Source organism: Bacillus sp. LBG-1-113 (genome assembly GCF_020708615.1).
GTDB classification, from domain to species: domain Bacteria; phylum Bacillota; class Bacilli; order Bacillales; family Bacillaceae; genus Bacillus; species Bacillus mojavensis.
On sequence record NZ_JAJFDG010000006.1, the window covers coordinates 202,890 to 221,540 of the forward strand.

The 18,651-nt window shown below is 42.6% G+C and carries 18 protein-coding genes; 2 read left to right on the forward strand and 16 right to left on the reverse strand.

The annotated features are described in order from the left end of the window. Positions 1-47 precede the first annotated feature (47 nt). The 7 genes from LJF29_RS15600 to degS form a co-directional block, all read right to left on the reverse strand. Positions 48-467 (reverse strand): TIGR03826 family flagellar region protein, encoded by a 420-nt coding sequence (locus LJF29_RS15600; protein WP_198098075.1) that lies wholly within the window; start codon positions 465-467, stop codon positions 48-50. Between the two features lie 73 nt (positions 468-540). After that, entirely contained in the window at positions 541-1,263 is a 723-nt protein-coding gene (locus LJF29_RS15605; RefSeq protein WP_229149469.1) for a phosphoribosyltransferase family protein, read from the reverse strand. Then, entirely contained in the window at positions 1,227-1,523 is a 297-nt protein-coding gene (locus LJF29_RS15610) for a late competence development ComFB family protein (RefSeq protein ID WP_229149470.1), read from the reverse strand. Before LJF29_RS15610 ends, LJF29_RS15605 begins: the two co-directional genes overlap by 37 nt. Before the next feature lie 56 nt (positions 1,524-1,579). Beyond that, a complete protein-coding gene (comFA, locus tag LJF29_RS15615; RefSeq protein WP_229149471.1) occupies positions 1,580-2,974 on the reverse strand; it encodes an ATP-dependent helicase ComFA in 1,395 nt (464 codons plus the stop codon). A 106-nt stretch (positions 2,975-3,080) separates the two neighbouring features. After that, positions 3,081-3,926 carry a DegV family protein gene (locus LJF29_RS15620; protein ID WP_229149472.1) on the reverse strand — a complete coding sequence of 282 codons (846 nt, stop codon included), beginning with the start codon at positions 3,924-3,926 and terminating at the stop codon, positions 3,081-3,083. A gap of 97 nt (positions 3,927-4,023) precedes the next feature. Then, the gene (gene degU / locus LJF29_RS15625; RefSeq protein ID WP_003219701.1) at positions 4,024-4,713 is read right to left on the reverse strand and encodes a two-component system response regulator DegU; all 690 of its coding nucleotides are present in this window, start codon (positions 4,711-4,713) and stop codon (positions 4,024-4,026) included. Positions 4,714-4,795: 82 nt separating this feature from the next. Next, the gene (gene degS / locus LJF29_RS15630; RefSeq protein ID WP_010332072.1) at positions 4,796-5,953 is read right to left on the reverse strand and encodes a two-component sensor histidine kinase DegS; all 1,158 of its coding nucleotides are present in this window, start codon (positions 5,951-5,953) and stop codon (positions 4,796-4,798) included. A gap of 216 nt (positions 5,954-6,169) precedes the next feature. On the opposite strand from degS, the gene LJF29_RS15635 reads away from it, so the two are divergent. Both LJF29_RS15635 and LJF29_RS15640 read left to right on the forward strand, forming a co-directional pair. Further along, positions 6,170-6,823: a YigZ family protein gene (locus tag LJF29_RS15635; RefSeq protein WP_010332073.1), complete on the forward strand. Its 654-nt coding sequence runs from the start codon at positions 6,170-6,172 to the stop codon at positions 6,821-6,823. Next, the gene (locus LJF29_RS15640) at positions 6,823-7,989 is read left to right on the forward strand and encodes an LCP family protein (RefSeq protein ID WP_229149473.1); all 1,167 of its coding nucleotides are present in this window, start codon (positions 6,823-6,825) and stop codon (positions 7,987-7,989) included. Before LJF29_RS15635 ends, LJF29_RS15640 begins: the two co-directional genes overlap by 1 nt. 75 nt (positions 7,990-8,064) lie before the next feature. Here the strand turns inward: LJF29_RS15640 and LJF29_RS15645 are convergent, their stop codons facing one another. From LJF29_RS15645 to LJF29_RS15685, 9 genes are all read right to left on the reverse strand, one after another. Next, positions 8,065-9,141, reverse strand: coding sequence for a glycosyltransferase family 4 protein (locus LJF29_RS15645; protein ID WP_010332075.1), 1,077 nt, complete (start codon positions 9,139-9,141; stop codon positions 8,065-8,067). A 140-nt stretch (positions 9,142-9,281) separates the two neighbouring features. Next, the gene (gene tuaH / locus LJF29_RS15650; RefSeq protein WP_229149501.1) at positions 9,282-10,472 is read right to left on the reverse strand and encodes a teichuronic acid biosynthesis protein TuaH; all 1,191 of its coding nucleotides are present in this window, start codon (positions 10,470-10,472) and stop codon (positions 9,282-9,284) included. A gap of 28 nt (positions 10,473-10,500) precedes the next feature. Then, positions 10,501-11,259 (reverse strand): teichuronic acid biosynthesis protein TuaG, encoded by a 759-nt coding sequence (tuaG, locus tag LJF29_RS15655; RefSeq protein ID WP_229149474.1) that lies wholly within the window; start codon positions 11,257-11,259, stop codon positions 10,501-10,503. 23 nt (positions 11,260-11,282) lie between these two features. Next, the gene (gene tuaF / locus LJF29_RS15660) at positions 11,283-11,963 is read right to left on the reverse strand and encodes a teichuronic acid biosynthesis protein TuaF (RefSeq protein ID WP_229149476.1); all 681 of its coding nucleotides are present in this window, start codon (positions 11,961-11,963) and stop codon (positions 11,283-11,285) included. 29 nt (positions 11,964-11,992) lie between these two features. After that, entirely contained in the window at positions 11,993-13,459 is a 1,467-nt protein-coding gene (gene tuaE, locus LJF29_RS15665; protein WP_229149478.1) for a teichuronic acid biosynthesis protein TuaE, read from the reverse strand. An 84-nt stretch (positions 13,460-13,543) separates the two neighbouring features. Beyond that, complete coding sequence (gene tuaD / locus LJF29_RS15670) at positions 13,544-14,929, reverse strand: UDP-glucose 6-dehydrogenase TuaD (protein WP_229149480.1); 1,386 nt, start codon at positions 14,927-14,929, stop codon at positions 13,544-13,546. A 61-nt stretch (positions 14,930-14,990) separates the two neighbouring features. Then, a complete protein-coding gene (gene tuaC / locus LJF29_RS15675) occupies positions 14,991-16,160 on the reverse strand; it encodes a teichuronic acid biosynthesis protein TuaC (protein ID WP_229149482.1) in 1,170 nt (389 codons plus the stop codon). Further along, complete coding sequence (tuaB, locus tag LJF29_RS15680; protein ID WP_229149503.1) at positions 16,157-17,608, reverse strand: teichuronic acid biosynthesis protein TuaB; 1,452 nt, start codon at positions 17,606-17,608, stop codon at positions 16,157-16,159. The genes tuaC and tuaB overlap by 4 nt, the downstream gene beginning before the upstream one ends. A gap of 48 nt (positions 17,609-17,656) precedes the next feature. Beyond that, positions 17,657-18,313 carry a sugar transferase gene (locus LJF29_RS15685; protein WP_229149485.1) on the reverse strand — a complete coding sequence of 219 codons (657 nt, stop codon included), beginning with the start codon at positions 18,311-18,313 and terminating at the stop codon, positions 17,657-17,659. Between the last annotated feature and the right edge of the window lie 338 nt (positions 18,314-18,651).

Consider the following 18,651-nt stretch of genomic DNA (forward strand, 5'->3'; position numbering starts at 1 on the left):
ACAATCTTAACCCTTTTATCGACTGCGGTTTCAGTTAGTTTAGGGAATCAGCTGTTTTTGGTATTATAGGCATAGTATGTGTCTTTTTTACTATTTTCTCGCTCTGTTTTCAATGCGGATTCTTGGTTCAGATGATCTATTTGTCCCTTTATATCGGACTGGCAAGCCTTGCAGAACTTACCTTCCCTAATCGATGTCCCGCACCTTTCGCAAGGGTATGCCAAATTCGGCAGATGAGTGATTTGAATTCGTTTTTGCCTGATGAATTTTAAAATCAGCTCTTCCTCCACACCAGTTTCCTCAGTTATACGGCTAAGCGTTGATTGCCTGTTTTCCTGTTTCCTTAAAAATTTATATACAGTCTCAAATGATTTTTCTTCTTCCTTAATACACGCCTGACACACGGTTTGCAGCTTTGTTTTTAAAAATAGAGCATTGCATTTCGGACAATTCGCCAGTTCACCCATTATTTTTACTCCTTATTCATTAATATGCCTGCAGTAATTTCTAGACATTATATCGGCACAAAAATTGAATCATTTAGCTTCTCACTAAGGTAAAAGATGACACTGAACCAGCTTTGCCTTGCTCCAATAAACAGCGGGCAGCATAGTGTAAAGTGGCGCCTGTGGTATAAAGATCGTCGATTAAAACGATATCCATACCCTCAACCGAGCTGTTTTTTGTTTCAAAAACATGCTCTGAAAGCAGGCGTTCCGTTTTCTTTTTCTTAGACTGCTTTTCATTGTTCAGGCGGATGAGAGGATTGAGGATGGGCCGGTTTAAGCATTCAGCAAGCATTTGTGACTGGTTAAAGCCGCGTTCTGCTTTCCGTTCTTCACTTAACGGAATGGGAACGAGCACAAGGCGTTTATCTGGATAGACAGCAGAGAATTCAGAGGAAAAGTCATTTTTAAAAGCGCTTATTATCTCTGCATCTCCCCTAAATTTCATACGGGCAAGCGTTTCTTTCATCATGTCATTATATAAGTAAACAGAACGGTTCTGGCTGAGCCTTAAGCCGTCATCTATTCTTGATTTCCATGCCTCACAATCCGCACACACTTCATGAACGGTTTGAGGTCTTCCGCAAAGCGGACAGATGGCCCCTTTGATGATCTGTAATTTATTTCTGCAGGACTGGCAGACCCTATCGTCAGGTTGTAATAAAAATAGTGAGCACCATGAAACAGCTTGAGAAAATTGTGAATCGCACAATAGACAGATCAGTTTTTTATAGCCTCCTCCTGTCTCATTTCGCATTGATCACTCGGATTCTCCGATACCACAGCAGCTGCTTCAGCCAATATCACAAGCATCGCCGTGTTTTTTTGTTTATCTACCAGCTCAGCTTTCGTATATGCAATCTTTTTTACATCAGTGACGTAAGCTGGTCTTACTTGGTTTAAAGAAAGTGCCAGTACATCATTTTTGCATACTTGGCAAGTGCAGGTCATATGAAGCTGGTCCATATATCGGTCAAAAAGTTCTTGCATCATAATCTCTTTTGAATTGACAAGCATTTTTACAGCTCCTCATTAGTTATATGAGTATACTGTATCATGTTTTTAAATATTAACTAGTCTATCAACTTATTTTTCAAAGCCAATTCATTCATTATTTTGATATGTTTTCTTGCCTCTATCATACTCTTTGTTTTTCCGAAGTGAAAATAAATGACATCACCGTCTGCATGTTCTTTATGCCGGCCTGTCCTTCCCGCGATTTGCACAAGCGCGCTTTCCGTAAAGATGGGCGATTCTGCCCCTAAGATGCCTGTTTGGACCATAGGAACTGTGACACCCCTTTCTAATATTGTTGTTGTGATTAAGAGATCAAACTGACCATCTCGAAATTGCTGCACTTTTTCTTTTCTGAGCTTGTCTTCCGCATGTACAGACGCTGTTCGATAATTCATATTTTTAAAACAAGAAGCAGCCTTTTCCAGAATAGAAATGGAAGGAACAAATAAAAAAACGGGCCTTCCTTCTTTTACATGCTGCTCTATCCACCTTTTTACCGCATCTGGGATTTTATTTCGGATTAATTTCTTTTTCCAGTTTCCGCACCATTGAAAGCGCGGTTCAGGCAACGGCTTCCGGTGGTATCTGGCCGGTATACGAACGGACTTCAACTCACCTTTATACGTTTTTCTTTTTAATTCTTTAGGAGGTGTGGCGCTTAGATAAACAAGAGTGCTGTTTTTCTTTCTCGCTTTTTGAACAGCGAATTGAAGGGTTTGATCAGCGGAATATGGAAAAGCATCCACTTCATCAACGATCATGACGTCGAATGCGTCTTTATAACGCAAAAGCTGATGGGTTGTGGAAATTGTAAGCGGAGATAAACGCCCTTTGTCCTCACTTCCTCCGTATAAAGCTGAAATATCAGCACCTCGAAATGCAGCCTTCAGCCTCGGAGCAAGCTCTAATACAACATCGGTGCGCGGGGTCGCAATACAAACACGCTGTTTTAAATTTAATGCCAATTCTATACCCGGGAATAATAATTCAGTTTTACCTGCGCCGCAAACAGCCCAAATAAGGAGCTCTTCTTGCTTCGAAATTGCTTCAATTAAGATGTCAGCGGCCTTTTGCTGTCCGCTTGAAAGCTTTCCATCCCAAGTCAGTTTTATAGGCTTCCAGTTTGCCTCCGCCTCCTTACTCCAAGAATATAAAGAAACATCCTCACTCACCCTGCCCATCATGACACAAGAGCGGCAGTAAACTTTATCTTTTCCAAATGAATGATACGATGAAAAATACTGTTGATCATTTTGACCGCATCTATTGCATCTATATCCCCGTTTATTTTTTGATAATGACTCCTCGGCAGATATATAACCATGCTCGGTATGCCAATCAATGATCTCGTCAGAAAATGAGATTTCTGTTCTAAGCAGATGACGGCTCTGGAGCTGCTGCTGCAGTTCTTTAGAGAATAGACTGTTCGATTCTGATGTCTTAGTCTGCATAGTACGGCCTCCTTGCAAGACATTATGCCGGAATGAAAATATGCTGTCTAACAGCTAAAAAAAGAATTTAAAAAAATCCCCGCTACTAAAACGGAGATTTCATCATTTATTTAAAACACCAGCAGATTCCTATTGCACCTTCACCGAGATGAGTGCCTATAACAGCACCAAAGTAGCTTTTGTGAAATTCAACATGCGGATATTTTGCAGAGAGCTCTTCAATAATTTTCGATGCTTCTTCTTCTCGATTAGCATGAATAACGGCAGCTTGCATCGGCATACCCTTACTCGCGTCTTCATTTAAAAGCTCGTAAATCCGTGAAATTGCTTTTTTGCGTGTACGGATCTTCTCAAAAGGCACAATTACCTTATTGTCAAAATGCAGAATAGGCTTTACCTTTAGAAGACTCCCAATAAAGGCTTGAGCACTGCTTAATCGTCCGCCTCGCTGAAGATGAGTTAAATCATCCACCATAAAATATGCACGAACGGTTTTTTTCATTTCTTCCAGTTCTTTTATAATATCTTCCGGAGATGAAGCTCCATTTCTAATCAAGTCGGCTGCTTTCAGAGCATAAAAACCTTGAGCCAGACAGCTGATCTCTGAGTCAAACGGGTATACTTCAATATTATCGACCATTGTATTCGCTGCAGCTGCACTGCTGAACGTTCCGCTAATTCCGCTAGAAAGATGAATACTGATCACCGCATCATATGACTTGCCGAGCTCTTCATACAAAGCAACCATCTCGCCGATCGCAGGCTGAGAAGTGGACGGAAGCTCTGTATGTTTTTTCACTTCTTGATAAAAGCTTTCCCAGTCCATTTCTGTTTCTTCATGATACGTTTCATCTCCAAAAACAACCTGGAGAGGAATCATGTGTATATGATTTTGTTCACGCATTTCTTTTGGAATATATGCCGTACTGTCTGTTACTACTGCAATATTCATAGCTTCGTTTACCTGCCTTATCACTTTATGACTCTATTGTAAGGGAAACAGAAGCCTAAAAAAAGACCTGCCTCAAAAAGGCAAGTCCAGTTTCATGCTATCTCATTTCTACCCAACCATTTTTAATGGCGACCACCACGGCCTGCGTCCGGTCGTTTACATTCATTTTTTGTAAGATATTGCTGACATGGTTTTTAACAGTTTTTTCACTGATAAACAATGATTCACCGATTCCGCGGTTGCTTTTTCCGTCTGCAAGCATTTGCAGCACTTCACATTCCCGTCTTGTTAAAATATGTAATGGTCTGCGAATCTCTGGATAGACCTCATGCTGAGGATGAGCAGAAACTCCGCTTGTTGCAAGACGGCGGAATTCGTTTACGAGGTTGTGAGTAACCTTCGGGTGAAGGTAAGAACCGCCCTCGGCAACTACTTTAACCGCTTCAATCAGTGTATCAGCATCCATCTCTTTCAGCAGATAACCTCTTGCACCTGTTTTCAGGGCATGTGTTACATAATTCTCGTCATCGTGAATCGATAGAATAATTACTTTAGATTCAGGATACAGCTCTACAAGCTGCTTTGTAGCTTCCACGCCATTTACGTTCGGCATATTGATATCCATGATCACGACATCAGGATGATAGTGCTCAACGATACGAGCCGCTTCATCTCCGTCGTCTCCTTCCGCTACCACTTCAAAGGTAGGTTCGAAATCCAATATCCGCTTCACACCTTCACGAAATAACTGATGGTCGTCGATAATAACAATGTTTACTTTAGTCACAAGCCACGCCTCCTTGTATTATTGTTCTATATACTCTGGTATTCGGTCAATATGCCTTTTGGCTCTATTTTACAAATCATAGTCAAAGAGATAACGGAACCTTAATCATGATAAATGTCCCAAGACCTATTTTTGAATCTATCGTTATGGTTCCTTCCAATAAATCTACTCTTTCTTTCATCCCAAGCAAGCCGAATGATTTGTTTTTCTTCTCTTTCGCTTCCTTCAGGTCAAATCCTTTGCCGTTATCTTTTATCATTAAAATCACAAAATCCTTTGTAATCTCAACTTTGACTGTAATTTCTTCAGATCCAGAATGCTTTAACGCATTGGACACAGCTTCCTGTGCGAGTCTGAAGAGCGCAACTTCAAACTGAGGCGCGAGTCGTTTTTCCTCCGTATCGCCGATGCACTGAAAGTGTATTTTCACCTTACCGTTATATTCTTCGGTTGTATATAGATATTTCCGCAAAGTTGGAATCAGGCCTAGGTCATCAAGGGCCATCGGTCTTAAATCATATATAATCCGTCTCACTTCGTAAAGGGCATTCCGCACATTTTGGCGGAGATTTTTGATTTCCTGGAATCCGTCCTCAGCGCCTCGGTCTCGGAATATCCGTTCAATTAATTCCGATCTCATCATAACATTTGCCAGCATTTGTGCAGGACCGTCATGAATTTCTCTCGAGACTCTTTTTCTCTCTTCTTCCTGCGCTTCAATAATTCTCAGGCCAAAATCCTGTTTTGCCTGCGCATCGGCAAGAAGCAGCCCAACCTCACGAAGATCCTGATTCAGATAGTTCAGCACGACCGTAATCTGGCTCACTAGTGATTCTGAGCGTTCAATGATTTCCTGAAGGCCTAACAGTCTGCGTTCCAAATCATCCCGGCGTTCGCGCAATTGCTTTTCACGCTGCTGGATCATCGTCAGTTCTACTTGCAGCTTATGGGCTTTTTCATAAGCATTGCGGATTTCTTCTTCACTGAATCTATGAAAATTGCGGCTGACCTCGGATAAACGGTTTCGTGCATGGCGGGTTTGCACTTCAAGTTTATCACCAAGCTCGATGACTTCATAAACCTGCTGTTTAATTTGTTTCAGTTCTTCGACCAGCTGTTCATATTGCTGGCGCGACTGCTCCCCGATTTGAAAAACCTCATCCTTGCTCCCGTCAACGGTTTTCAGCATCTTCATCAAAATAGAATCCAGAACTTTGGAATCCATCTTTATTTTATTCATAATTTCCCTCCGTCACGGTGTTGTCATATATTTTTATTATAAATGTAATTGATCTGCAAATTGTGTCGAATTATAATGAAAGAATGCGTATATTCTAGAAAAAAACAATTTTATGTACCTTCTTACTCTTTATGATAACAAAATACGCACAAAAATTCTAAAGACTGTACGAATTTGTATAGGCAGTCTTTTATGCTTAGCGGGGGGTCAGCTAGCATGCTGCACAGCTATTTCACTGTGAAAGAAGCAGGAGAACACGAGATTGTTATAGAAAAATCGCGTTTTATCTGTCATTTAAGCCGTGTTTCTTCCGAACAAGAAGCACAGGAATTTATACAGAAAATAAAGAAACAGCACTGGAATGCAACTCATAATTGCTCAGCTTACGTTATTGGCGAAAACGATCATATCCAAAAAGCCAATGATGACGGAGAACCGAGTGGCACAGCAGGAGTCCCTATGCTCGAGGTGTTAAAAAAACGCAGACTTAAGGATACTTGTGCAGTCGTCACGCGTTACTTCGGCGGCATAAAGCTGGGAGCAGGCGGATTAATCCGTGCTTATGGGAAGTCAGTGTCTGAAGGATTAAACCATATAGGTGTCGTAGAACGGAAGCTTATGAGGGTTATGCATACTTCCGCAGATTATACTTGGCTTGGCAAGATTGAAAATGAATTAAGGGAATCGCCTTTTCTATTAAAAGAAATCCATTATGCAGAAAACGTAGAATTCGAAGCATATGTAGAAGAAAAAGAAACACAATCGTTTTCTGAGTGGATGACAGAGTTAACAAATGGAAAAAGTGATATTACAGAGGGAGAGTTGACGTACCTTGAAAAAGCCGTCAATCACATAAAGGAGACTGAATAATGACTGAACGCGTTAGAGTGCGTGTGCGCAAAAAGAAAAAGAGCAAACGCAGAAAAATTTTAAAAAGGATTATGTTGTTGTTCGTCCTTGCATTATTGGTAGTTGTAGGGCTCGGAGGATATAAACTATATAAAACCATTAACGCTGCGGATGATTCATACGATGCGCTTTCCCGCGGAGATAAATCAAATCTACGCAATGAAGTTGTAGATATGAAGAAAAAACCATTTTCTATTTTATTTATGGGAATTGAAGATTACGCGACAAAAGGGCAAAAAGGGAGATCGGACTCTCTTATTGTAGTTACCCTTGACCCGAAAAATAAAACCATGAAAATGCTGAGCATTCCGCGCGATACACGAGTGCAATTAGCTAATGACACAACCGGCACCAAAACAAAGATCAATTCCGCTTACAGCAAAGGCGGAAAAGATGAGACTGTTGAAACTGTTGAACAATTCTTGCAAATACCAATCGATAAATATGTAACAGTCGATTTTGACGGATTTAAAGATGTTATTAATGAGGTTGGCGGTATTGATGTAGATGTACCTTTCGACTTTGATGAGAAAAGTGATGTGGACGAAAGCAAACGGATTTATTTCAAAAAAGGCGAGATGCATTTAAATGGTGAAGAAGCCTTGGCGTATGCCCGCATGAGAAAACAGGATAAACGCGGCGACTTCGGCCGTAACGACAGACAGAAACAAATTTTAAACGCGTTAATCGATCGGATGTCCAGCGCAAGCAATATTGCAAAAATTGATAAAATCGCAGAGACAGCCAGTGAAAACGTTGAAACCAATATTCGCATTACTGAAGGTCTAGCCCTACAGCAGATTTACAGCGGCTTTACCAGCAAGAAAATCGATACACTGTCAATTACTGGTTCTGACTTGTATTTAGGACCTAACAAAACATATTATTTTGAACCGGATGCTGTGAATCTGGAAAACGTCAGAAAAACCCTTCAAGAGCATTTAGATTATGATCCTGATACGAGCAGTTCAAGCATTGGCAGCTCCAGTACCGATAGCTCAACATCTGACAGCTCTGACAGTTCTAGCACGGCAACAGACGGCAATACGAGCGGAAGCGGCTACACAAATGACAGCAGCACAAGCTCAAATGGCACAACAAATTCAACAACTGATTCATCATATTAAATTTAAAAAAGCCCGTCCTTTAACGGATCGGGCTTTTTTGCGCAGAAAAAACTCCGGCTCATCGAACCGGAGTTTTTAATTTCTTTTCACAAGACGTTTATAGAATTTTGTAAATGGCTTAAAACGTTCATTCACGAGTCCCGTAACTTCTGCTATTATTTGCATAAATATAATTAAGATAAAGATAATAAACAGGGAAAGCCAAATTGTAGCGCTTTTCAGCACAATTGCACTGATGCTGAAAATAAATCCAATCAGGTAAATGACAATGACCGACATCCGATGTGAAAGGCCAAAGGCCATCAGCCTGTGGTGGATATGTGATTTATCGGGCGCCGAAATCGGCTGTTTGTTTAGTATCCGTCTTATGATTGCAAATGTTGTGTCAAAAATCGGCACGCCTAATATAATAATTGGAATGACAATACTGAACAATGTTACGCTTTTATACAGCCCTAACAATGAGAGAATAGAAATCACATACCCTAGAAACAATGATCCCGTATCCCCCATAAAGATTTTTGCCGGATGAAAATTGTAGAACAAAAATCCGAGCGTACTTGCGATAACCACCAATGAAAGTGACAGAATGAGTACTTTGCCGCCGGATAGCGCCATAACTGCGATCGTGGACAGGCCAATAACAGAAAGACCTGCTGCAAGGCCGTCTAATCCGTCAATCAGGTTCATCGCGTTTGTGATGCCGACAATCCATAATACAGTCAGCGGATATGCCATCCAGCCCAATTCAAACCGTTCAGCTAAAAAAGGTACTGAGAAAAAGTCCATTTTTAAACCCGTGCTAACAATCATAATAGCCACGGCTAATTGAATAATAAATTTAACTTTTGCGCTTAATTGATATTTATCGTCTAAGATTCCCAACACAATAATGATAAATGCCCCAACTGTGATAGCCGTCATTCTTGTTTCTGTGTATATACCGGATACAAGCACGCCTGTAACCACCCCGATAAATATGGCCAGCCCGCCCATTCGGGGCATGATTTTATCATGTACTTTTCGATTGCCGGGCTGATCAACTGCACCTATTTTAATCGCAATCCTTTTTACGATTGGGGTTATGATTAAAACCGTTAGCAGCGAGACAATAAACGCAACAACAATGCGAATCATGCGTTCGTCAAGCATAAAGAAGTCTCCTTTGGAATTATATGAAGTCTTTATTTTAGAGAACCGTTCCTTCCATTATACCTTCTCCTTAGTTATTATAACAAGCTTCATCAAAAAGAAACACGTATAATCAAAAAACGCGCATCCCAATTAAAGGACTACGCATGTTTTTGAATCCCTGTATATTTCATGATTTGTTTAAATAAAACATTCCAATCTTGGGTGCGGGCAATGTTTCGCCGCATCTCTTTGTATGCCTCATCTCCGCTTTTTTCAAGCACTTTCTCGCACGCAGCTATAAAATCATTATGGTCATTGCCTTCCATATATTCGTAAATATACGGCTTTTGCATTTTAGAAGTTGACGGAAGGTTAGAGCCGACGACCGGCTTTCCCGCTGCCAAAAATTCAAATAACTTAAGAGGGAAAACCGCCTGGTTATAGGATGACTTTTTATACGGCATAATCCCGATATCAATCAATTCCATAAAATGCGGAACTTCTTTCGGGTCTGCCGGCCCTGTCCATATCACATTGGAAAGCTTCAGAAGCTCTTGAAACGCTGTATCACCATTGGTGGCGTCCGGGCCGACCCATAAAAAGGTCCAGTCAGGTTTTCTCAGAGCCGCTTCTTCAATCAATTTAAAATCCAGCTTTGGTTTAATTCCGCCGATAAATCCCAGTACGGCCCCTTCTCTTCCCTGCAAGATGCTTCGGTCAGGTGCCGCTTTATGTTCTGAAAACAGGTCATATTCAACACCGTTTTCAACGGTATGAACCTTTTCTCGTCCCGCTGTCAGTTTTTTATCAACTTCATGGCGCAGAAATTCAGATGAACAAGTAATGGAATCAGCACGCTCAATAATTCGCAGCTCCGCTGTTTTGATGACTTTCCGCCTGAACTCGGACAGCATATTTGAACGTCCGCTGATCGGCGCCGCCCACAAGTCACTGCAATCATAAATCACCTGATCCCAAGGATATAGTGAAGACAGCAGCGGAAATCCGGGAAACGTGTACCATAAGCAGCAGCGTTCACCTCTGGCTGAAGCGGATTTCAGCTCTTCTAATAAAGGTGAGAGCTTATGCTTATAAAACACATCGGTATATCGTCCGAAGCGGAACATTTTCTTTTGCAGCAAGTCCTTTACGGCGTATTGACGGATGCCGGATTGCACTTGCTGAAATTCGATCCTTTGGGTGCGCGGAGCCGGGCAGACCCAGATGACTTCCTTTGTTTCTTCCTGAGCAGCTAAAAATTCAGCCAATCGGTGCCGTCTGTACCTCAATTGATCTTTTCCCCATTCAGCAGTAGCCACGATGACGTGAATCATTGCTTTTGTTTCCACCTTCATCACCTTTTCTCTCTGTTTGCGGTTACAGCCTTTTTTTCACCGCATTTTTTGCATATTGAACAAAACACCATGTCGCTTTCATTAAATGGAGCCGTTCGATCTCCCTGTAGACAAACCATGTTTTTTTGGCAGCCTTCCATTTGTTGCTTGATATCGAATTATTGACAAGCCGGTATTCAGCTAAACACTCATTCATTCCGTAAGCTGTAAAACCCTTTTTTAAAAGAGCCAGCCATGTTGCCAAGTCTTGCCTCGTTCTAATATTCGGCATTTGGATCTGTCCCGTCTGTTCCCTGTCAATCATCACCGTTAGACAGCCGATAATGGTATTTTTAAGAGCGTCATCATATGTCAGGCTTTCGGGTGCATGAATGAATTTATCCATCGGCATCCCGTCCTGTGACATTAAGCTGTAGCCTGTGAAGGTAAACGCACAGGACCGCTCCATCATAAAATCAAGCTGCTTTTTCAGTTTGTCTTTTTTCCATTTGTCATCACTGTCCAAAAATGCCACGTAGCGCCCTTGGGCATGTTCCAGCGCTTTATTTCTTGCTATCGCGGCTCCGCTGTTTTCTTCCAGATATATCACATGAATTCTTTCATCTATCTTCTCATACTGCATTAAAATGTCGCGTGTGCCGTCCGTTGAGCAATCATCCACGATAATCATTTCCCAATGAGGGTGGCTCTGATCTAACACTGATTGAATCGTGTCTTCAATATAGTCACGCGCATTATAAGAAGGTGTAATGACAGATACGAGAGGTTTCCAGTTGGTCATGATCACATCTCCATCGTATGATTTTAAAAGGACTCTCTGAAAAATTCAGGAATGACAACGAACATAAAGGCAATCGTTATGCCGATCAGAACACCCAGAACCGCTTTCTTTTTCGGGGACATTCCTCCGCCTGATGCCTCACTTACGGTTTCAGAATCAACGGCACTTGCCGCTTTCAGATTAAGCTGTGTGTTTTTCAGCTCATATAAAAATCTTTCTTTATCCACTTTGGAATCCTCACTCACCGTTTCACCTTCCAGCGCGTCAATGCTGCGGTGAATGACGGCTTCTCTTTCTTCAAACAGCCTTTGGTCGTTTTTGAGAAAGGTGGAGGAAATAGCGTTCAAAACTGATTCGGTTCTTTCCTGATCCTGATCGGCATAGCTCAAAGACAGTAAAGACTTAGATTCCGATTTTACGGTAAGCTTCTCTTTGATCTCTGCAAGATCTTCATCTTTTTCGTCAGGAAGCGCCTCCTTTAAAAAAGCATCACTCCTCAGCAGGAGCGGAATCTCTTCTGTACTGTTATAAATCGGATGATCATAGCTCCCCACAGCTAAAGTAACCTCAGCTGTGTAACTCTTTTTATCCGCAATTTGAGACGGCAGTATATACCCCGCCGCACCTAAAATAAGCGGCACTAATATAATCCAGATGATATTTTTCTTTATGCGCCGGGCTAATCTTATCACTATATCCTTCATATAAGTCTCCCTGCTTTTTTGTAGTCTGTTTACCGGTATATGGGCTCAAGCTGTTGTCTGGATTGCCTTAAGACATTCACAGCGGCGATGACGAGCGCCAGAAATACCCAATGGAAAAATAAATTTGAGACAGAGCTTGGGCTGATGCTGGATACCAGGAAACTGACCATAGCCGTGATGAGCCCTTCTGTGATCAGTTTTGACTGATTTTCCATTTTTCTTTCATAAAACTTGTAAAGCACCCACATGAGGTATAAATAAATGGCCAGATAGCCGAGCATGATAAGCAAGCCGAAGTTTGCCAGAATCTCTACCAGCCAATTGTGCACCTCTGTCACATTGTCAGTATCATATAAAGCATGATGCTCTAGATAATAAGACACATTTCCTGCGCCCACTCCGAATCCGTATGAGTCAAGGAAGAAGTGCCATGCGTTTTTTAATAGATTGGCCCTGGCCACGTTGGACGGAAGTGTTTCTTGGAATGAATGAGACGTCTGAGGAGCCAGAAACAGCTTCCAAAACACTGCGAATATCCGGCTGGCAAAAAGAACTGCAAAGACCGCAATTCCAGCTGCCGACAGCCAAAGGGCGATTTTTTTCAGAACAGGCGGCAAGACAATAAAAATGTAGACGGCTATTCCCGCAAAAACGCCCAGCAGACTGGCTCTAGAACCCGTCGCAAAAATTAAATACAATGCACCGAACGAGAGCAAAAGGCCAATTCCCTTTAAGTATCCATTCGTTATGTTTTTCACCATGGCAATGTAAAAAAAGAAACTGATAGACAAAAATGTCGCAAAATCATTTTGATTAAAAAAGACTGAGGTCGGATAATGCTGCTTATATTCCGGTCCGCTGTACAAAGTCGAACTCGGGAGATGATGATGCGTGATATGATTGTAAAAACCGATGATCATCAGAAATACCGTCATCACCAGCCAGATGGAATAAATAATCATCAGGCGTTCCATTTTTTGCACATACATCACAATGAGATAAATAAAAAATATCCCCATCGCCAGCAGTGCTAAATATTTCAGACCGTCTGTAACTGATTTGGCCCATAGCAAGGAAACAAGGCCATATAAAAACCAAAAGGTGAAAAAGAGCAAAATCCCTTTTACTTGCAGCCCATTCCACCTTTCAATATGTGTTCGGCTCCGCAGTACCCCGACAAGATGGAGGCAGCCTGCTGTAATGAGTAAGAGCCGATAAAGAAACAAACTAAAGAATCCAAGATGAATCGCGAAAAAAGCATTATTTAAAAAAGTGCAGGCAATCAAAATATAGATGACGGCCATAAAAAGCTGTTCTTGTGTTGTAAATGATGCTGCAAGCGTCAGTGCAAACAGGCCGATTGCCAATACAGCGAGAACGGCAGCCATCTGCATAAGACCTGTATCTGTGCGGATGGCTCCCAGCAATAGGACGATCCCCAATATGACAGCGGCCAGTAACGCAAGCGTATGAACCGCTGAACGTTTGATACTCACATGCTTAACCCCTTTCCTGATGTTTCAGGAGCCGGCGGCCGAGCCTAAGCAGCCGGCACTTCAAACAAGTAACCCTTTTTCTTTTTATAAATTGACGCTTCCCAAATCCTTAGCCAATTCTTCCATTGGCAAAGCCGGAAAGTAACGGTCGGAAGGTTCTGTTCCCCGAACCGCAGGCCGGCCGATGGAGTGATAAATGTATCCCGCAGCCTGCATTTCTTCGAGTGAAAATATATTTCTGCCATCGATGATGATTGGCTGTTTTAAAAGCATTTTCGCTTTTACAAGCTCCATTTCTTTTACTTCCGGCCAATCGGTCAAAATAAGGCACGCGTCGGTTCCCTCCATCGCAGCATACACATCTGTGTAATACTCGGTCTGATCGCCAAGGACTGCTGATGCCTCCGGAATGGCAATCGGATCATATGCTTTCACCTGTGCGCCCAGCTGCTGCAGCATTGGAATGATATCGAGAGCTGGAGCGGACCTCACATCGTTTGTATTCGGTTTGAAGGCCAATCCGAGCACGGAAATGGTTCTCCCTTTTATGCTTCCCATCACAGTTAAGAGCTTATCTACAATGTGAACACGCTGCTTTTCATTCGTCTCAATGACGGCTTCTATGAGCTTGAATGGATATCCGGCCGTTTTGGCAATTTGAAGCAGTGCGGTTGTATCCTTAGGAAAGCAGGAGCCGCCAAACCCAATACCCGCTTTCAAGAACTTTCTGCCTATCCGTCTGTCGAGCCCGACGCCGTCAGCAACTTTTGAAACGTCCGCGCCGACTCGCTCGCAAATGTTCGCGATATCGTTGATAAACGAAATCTTTGTTGCCAAAAATGCATTTGCAGCATATTTAATCATCTCTGCACTTTCTAAATTCGTTTTAATAACAGGGGCATGAAAAGGCTGATGCAGTTCCTCTATGATGGAAGCGGCTTTATGACTGGTTGACCCGATGACGGCACGCTCCATATTCATCGTGTCATGAATCGCTGAGCCCTCCCGAAGAAATTCAGGGTTGGATACAACATCAAAGGAGCATCTTCCCTTCGAAGCTTTTTGTACGATAGATTGAACCAGTTTTCCGGTACCGACTGGGACTGTGCTTTTATTGACAATGATTTTGTAGCCGTTGAGATGTTCACCGATCGTTTTCGCAGCCGCTTTGACGTATGTTAAATCAGCTTCGCCTGTTTTAGACATCGGGGTTCCGACTGCAATATAAATAATGTCTGAAGTCCGAATGGCAGACGGAATATCGTTAGTAAAAGACAGACGCTGTTCTAACACATTTTTATCAACTAGATCTGCAAGCCCTGGTTCATAGATTGGGATTACTCCGTTTTTCAGACTTCTGATTTTTGATTCGTTGATATCACAGCAAATCACTTTATTTCCGATTTCCGCAAAGCAGGTGCCAGATACGAGTCCTACATATCCTGTTCCAATGACAGCAATTTTTTTCACAGCCCTCATCCCTCTCCTGTAAATTCATGTTCCTATTTATATTGGTCGCAGTTACTTACGATTAAACAGGTGTTTTCAAAACCATCTGATACTGATCGTGCAGCGCCCTAGCATTTTTTCCGGCGTCATATTGAGTGTGAATGATTTGATATAATTCATCCGCCACTTCCGGCTTCCATATTTGATCCTGTGCGTATAAAGAGATCGTGTTTGCTAAGGCTTGAGCTGATTTCGGTTCAATCAGCAAATGGCGGTGTTTGCCGAATAATGATGCCACTCCTCCGACATCTGTACAGATGACAGGAATCCGCAGTGCCAGTGCCTCGATTACAACTGTCGGCATTCCTTCGCTATAAGAAGGGAGCACGAACATATCTGAGGCGAGCAAATAATCTCTCACCCTGTGATTCGGCACTTGGCCTGTCACAATATGCCCCTTTTGCCTCAGCAAAGATTTTGCGGGGCCGTCTCCGACATAAACGGCTCGAGGCGCTTCCTCCATCATCTCAATGGCTTCTGACAATTCAAAAATGCCTTTTTCCTTAACGAGCCTGCCCACATAGACAGCAAGGCGCTCGTCAAGCGGGAGTCCAAGGTTTTTTCTGATTTCTTCTTTTGTCTGCTCATTCTCCTGAAAACGGCTGAGCTGTATACCGATCGGTAAAACCGTACTGTCAAAACCGGAAAGTTTTTTGGTTTCTTCCTGAAGCTTTTCGCTGACTGCAAGAACTGCGGATGCGGAACCAACCGCAGTTTTGAAGGCTTTAAACGCACCTTTGCTGTAGTGCGGATAGACATTCACATCACTGCCATGCAAAGTCAAAATATACGGTATCCCGATTGTCTTTGCCACGACTGCCGCAGCCCCGCCCGACGGCATAGCAAAGTGCGCGTGGATCAAATCAGGATTCAAGTCATGCTGTTTAATGGTTTTTAACACAGCTACCCCGATGCGCCGGTGTGGCTGGGCCCATTTCAGCTGGCCGGGAACAGCGGGATAGAAAGGCCGGTAAACCGGTATTCCTTTCCGTATCTCATATTCTGGTCTGGCATCCTTTTTTCGATATGCCTTTTTCAGCATACGGAGAGGCGCAGGGTGAAAAGGTCTTGGGCATATCACGGTGATATCCAGCCCGAGCTTCAGCAGCTCTTGCACCTGTGTTTCATGAAACACACCCTCACCGGGTTTCAGACTGCTTGGATATACGCTTGTGATCCACAAAATCTTCATGACAAACGTCCTTTTCTTAGTAGTTTGCTTTTCATCTGAGGGTACGCTTTTCCTAAAAGAAAGAGATAGCAGAGCGCCCCAGCCGCCACTGAAATTGCCAGCCTCATCTCCGCCTGCATGCTGAAGCGTTCTGTTCCTAAACTCGCGCCGAACGCGATAACGGCCATACCCGCTGTGATCAGAAACGGCTTCATAACGGCTTTAAAATAAGCTGAAAGATTGAGATTAATGACATATGCCAGCAGCCAGCGACCGATTAGAAAATTGAAAACGCTGATGACGGCATATACCCAAGCGACAGTCAGAAGATTACCCGTCTGAACAGCTGCAAACAGCGACAAACCATACAGCAGCATAACGCCGGAGTCCCAATAAAAAGCCAAATCTGCTCTTCCTTTGGCAAGGAGCACAGAACCATTCGGATTCATCAGCACCCTGAGTATCCCGACGACGGCAAGAACATTCAGAACAGGGACAGCAGCAAGCCATTTTTCTCCGAAAACAGCTGCGATAAAGGCGTCTGACACGGATACGAGCCCGATTAACAGCGGGAACGATACAAGCGCAAGCATTTTTGTCATATTCAGAAAGCCTTCTCTGATCACGCTGTTTTCGTATTTGTTTTTGGCGAAAATAGGAAACGCGACCCGTGTCACAATCGGATTAATCTTCAAAACCGGAATGGTGACAATCTGATAGGCAAGATTATAAATGCCCAGCGCTTCAGCACTGATAAACCTGCCGATTAAGATCATATCGATGTTCGCTCCCAGCCTGTTCACAAGACGGGATGAAAGCTGAAAGGCTCCAAAGGAGAAGAACTCTTTCATTCCCCTTAGATCAAAAACAAAGGATGGGCGCCATTTTTTTTGGTATACAGCCCAGAATAAAATCCCTTTGCTGGACTGCAGCAGCACCTGAGAGATCACGTATGCCAAAATCGCATCCATCATAAAAACCGCTATCGCTAAATATCCAAAGGACAATGCATTTGAAAAAATCTCTATTTTGCTTAACGTATTAAATTGCAGCTCCTTCTGCAGCATATACTGGTACTGCTGTCCAATCGGAGCAACCAAAAACATAATCCCCAAAATCCTGATGAGAAACACAAGCTCTTCTCTTTGATAAAATCCCGCAATGACGGGACTGCTCACATATAAAAGCACAAACAGCAAAATGCCGGTCATAATGTTCAGCCAATACAATGTTGACAGCTGGCGCTCCGTAGCGTCATCTCTTTGAATTAACGCAGCGCCAAACCCCATATCAAGCACGATCTGGGCAAATATTGTAACCGTTGTGATCATGCCGACGAGTCCAAATTCCGTTAAGGTCATCATATTTCCAAGCAAGGCAAACTGAACGATTTGAATGATTGTAATACAGATTGTTGAAACACTTGTCCACTTTGCGCCGCTCATGATTTGTTTTGTAATACTTGGCATCATATTCCCTACTTCTTTTTAAGCTCAGTTTGATGGTAAATGAGACGTTTATCTTGCACCATCACCTGTCAAGACTACTTTACATGTTTTTAACATAATCTTTAATTCCAACATGAAAGTCAGATTGCGAATGTAATATAAATCAAATATAAGCTTTTCCTTCGGCGTCATGTCATAACCGCCGTTCACCTGCGCCCAGCCGCTCAATCCCGGTTTGACAGCCAGACGCTGTGTAAACCCCGGAATCTCATTCTGGAACTTTTCCGTAAACACTGGACGTTCCGGGCGAGGGCCAATCATACTCATATCGCCTTTCAGCACATTAAACAGCTGAGGGAGTTCGTCAATTCGCGTTCTTCTGATAAATGCTCCAATTCGTGTCACCCGCGGATCCTGCTTCTGCGCCCAAACCGCCCCAGACTTCTCGGCATCTATTTTCATGGAACGAAGCTTATAAAGCTTAAAAGGTTTCCCGCCTTTTCCTACACGCTCCTGCGTATAGATGGCAGGCCCCGGTGTCTCCAAACAAATCAATATTGAAAATACAACAATTATTGGCAGCGCAACCACCAATCCAATCAGCGCAAACCAAATATCCATCACGCGCTTTACTGCCAAATAACGAGCCGTTTTTTCAGATAATGCAAATGATGCTTGCTGCACTGATAATTCGCGACTCACATTCATGCTTTTTTCTGCACCCACTGACACACACCTCACGATTTGTTTGGGATGTTATGATGACCTATGCCAGTCAGTTTAGCAGACGGATGTTAATTGGTTGTAAATGGATTGTTAATGTTTATTTGAATGTTTTGACTTTTGTTTCTTTATTGTAAATCTATTTATTTCCACGTTTAGAGAAGTCTATAATAAATAAATGCACAAAAAAAAAAGATTAGTCTGTTGACTAATCTCAGGCTGTCGAGAAAATCTCGACAGCCTTTATTTTTTCTTAAAATACCCACTCTCCTGTAATAAAATAAAAGAAAGACTTCAAAAGGACGGTGTCTTTCTCATGTTCCACACAAGAAATTCTTCTC

What these genes read in the sequence shown, in the direction of transcription:
- LJF29_RS15600 (WP_198098075.1), bottom strand. Translation starts at nt 467, where the DNA reads ATGGGTGAACTGGCGAATTGTCCGAAATGCAATGCTCTATTTTTAAAA.
- LJF29_RS15605 (WP_229149469.1), bottom strand. Translation starts at nt 1,263, where the DNA reads ATGCGAAATGAGACAGGAGGAGGCTATAAAAAACTGATCTGTCTATTG.
- LJF29_RS15610 (WP_229149470.1), bottom strand. Translation starts at nt 1,523, where the DNA reads ATGCTTGTCAATTCAAAAGAGATTATGATGCAAGAACTTTTTGACCGA.
- comFA (WP_229149471.1), bottom strand. Translation starts at nt 2,974, where the DNA reads ATGCAGACTAAGACATCAGAATCGAACAGTCTATTCTCTAAAGAACTG.
- LJF29_RS15620 (WP_229149472.1), bottom strand. Translation starts at nt 3,926, where the DNA reads ATGAATATTGCAGTAGTAACAGACAGTACGGCATATATTCCAAAAGAA.
- degS (WP_010332072.1), bottom strand. Translation starts at nt 5,953, where the DNA reads ATGAATAAAATAAAGATGGATTCCAAAGTTCTGGATTCTATTTTGATG.
- LJF29_RS15635 (WP_010332073.1), top strand. Translation starts at nt 6,170, where the DNA reads ATGCTGCACAGCTATTTCACTGTGAAAGAAGCAGGAGAACACGAGATT.
- LJF29_RS15640 (WP_229149473.1), top strand. Translation starts at nt 6,823, where the DNA reads ATGACTGAACGCGTTAGAGTGCGTGTGCGCAAAAAGAAAAAGAGCAAA.
- LJF29_RS15645 (WP_010332075.1), bottom strand. Translation starts at nt 9,141, where the DNA reads ATGCTTGACGAACGCATGATTCGCATTGTTGTTGCGTTTATTGTCTCG.
- tuaG (WP_229149474.1), bottom strand. Translation starts at nt 11,259, where the DNA reads ATGACCAACTGGAAACCTCTCGTATCTGTCATTACACCTTCTTATAAT.
- tuaF (WP_229149476.1), bottom strand. Translation starts at nt 11,963, where the DNA reads ATGAAGGATATAGTGATAAGATTAGCCCGGCGCATAAAGAAAAATATC.
- tuaC (WP_229149482.1), bottom strand. Translation starts at nt 16,160, where the DNA reads ATGAAGATTTTGTGGATCACAAGCGTATATCCAAGCAGTCTGAAACCC.
- tuaB (WP_229149503.1), bottom strand. Translation starts at nt 17,608, where the DNA reads ATGCCAAGTATTACAAAACAAATCATGAGCGGCGCAAAGTGGACAAGT.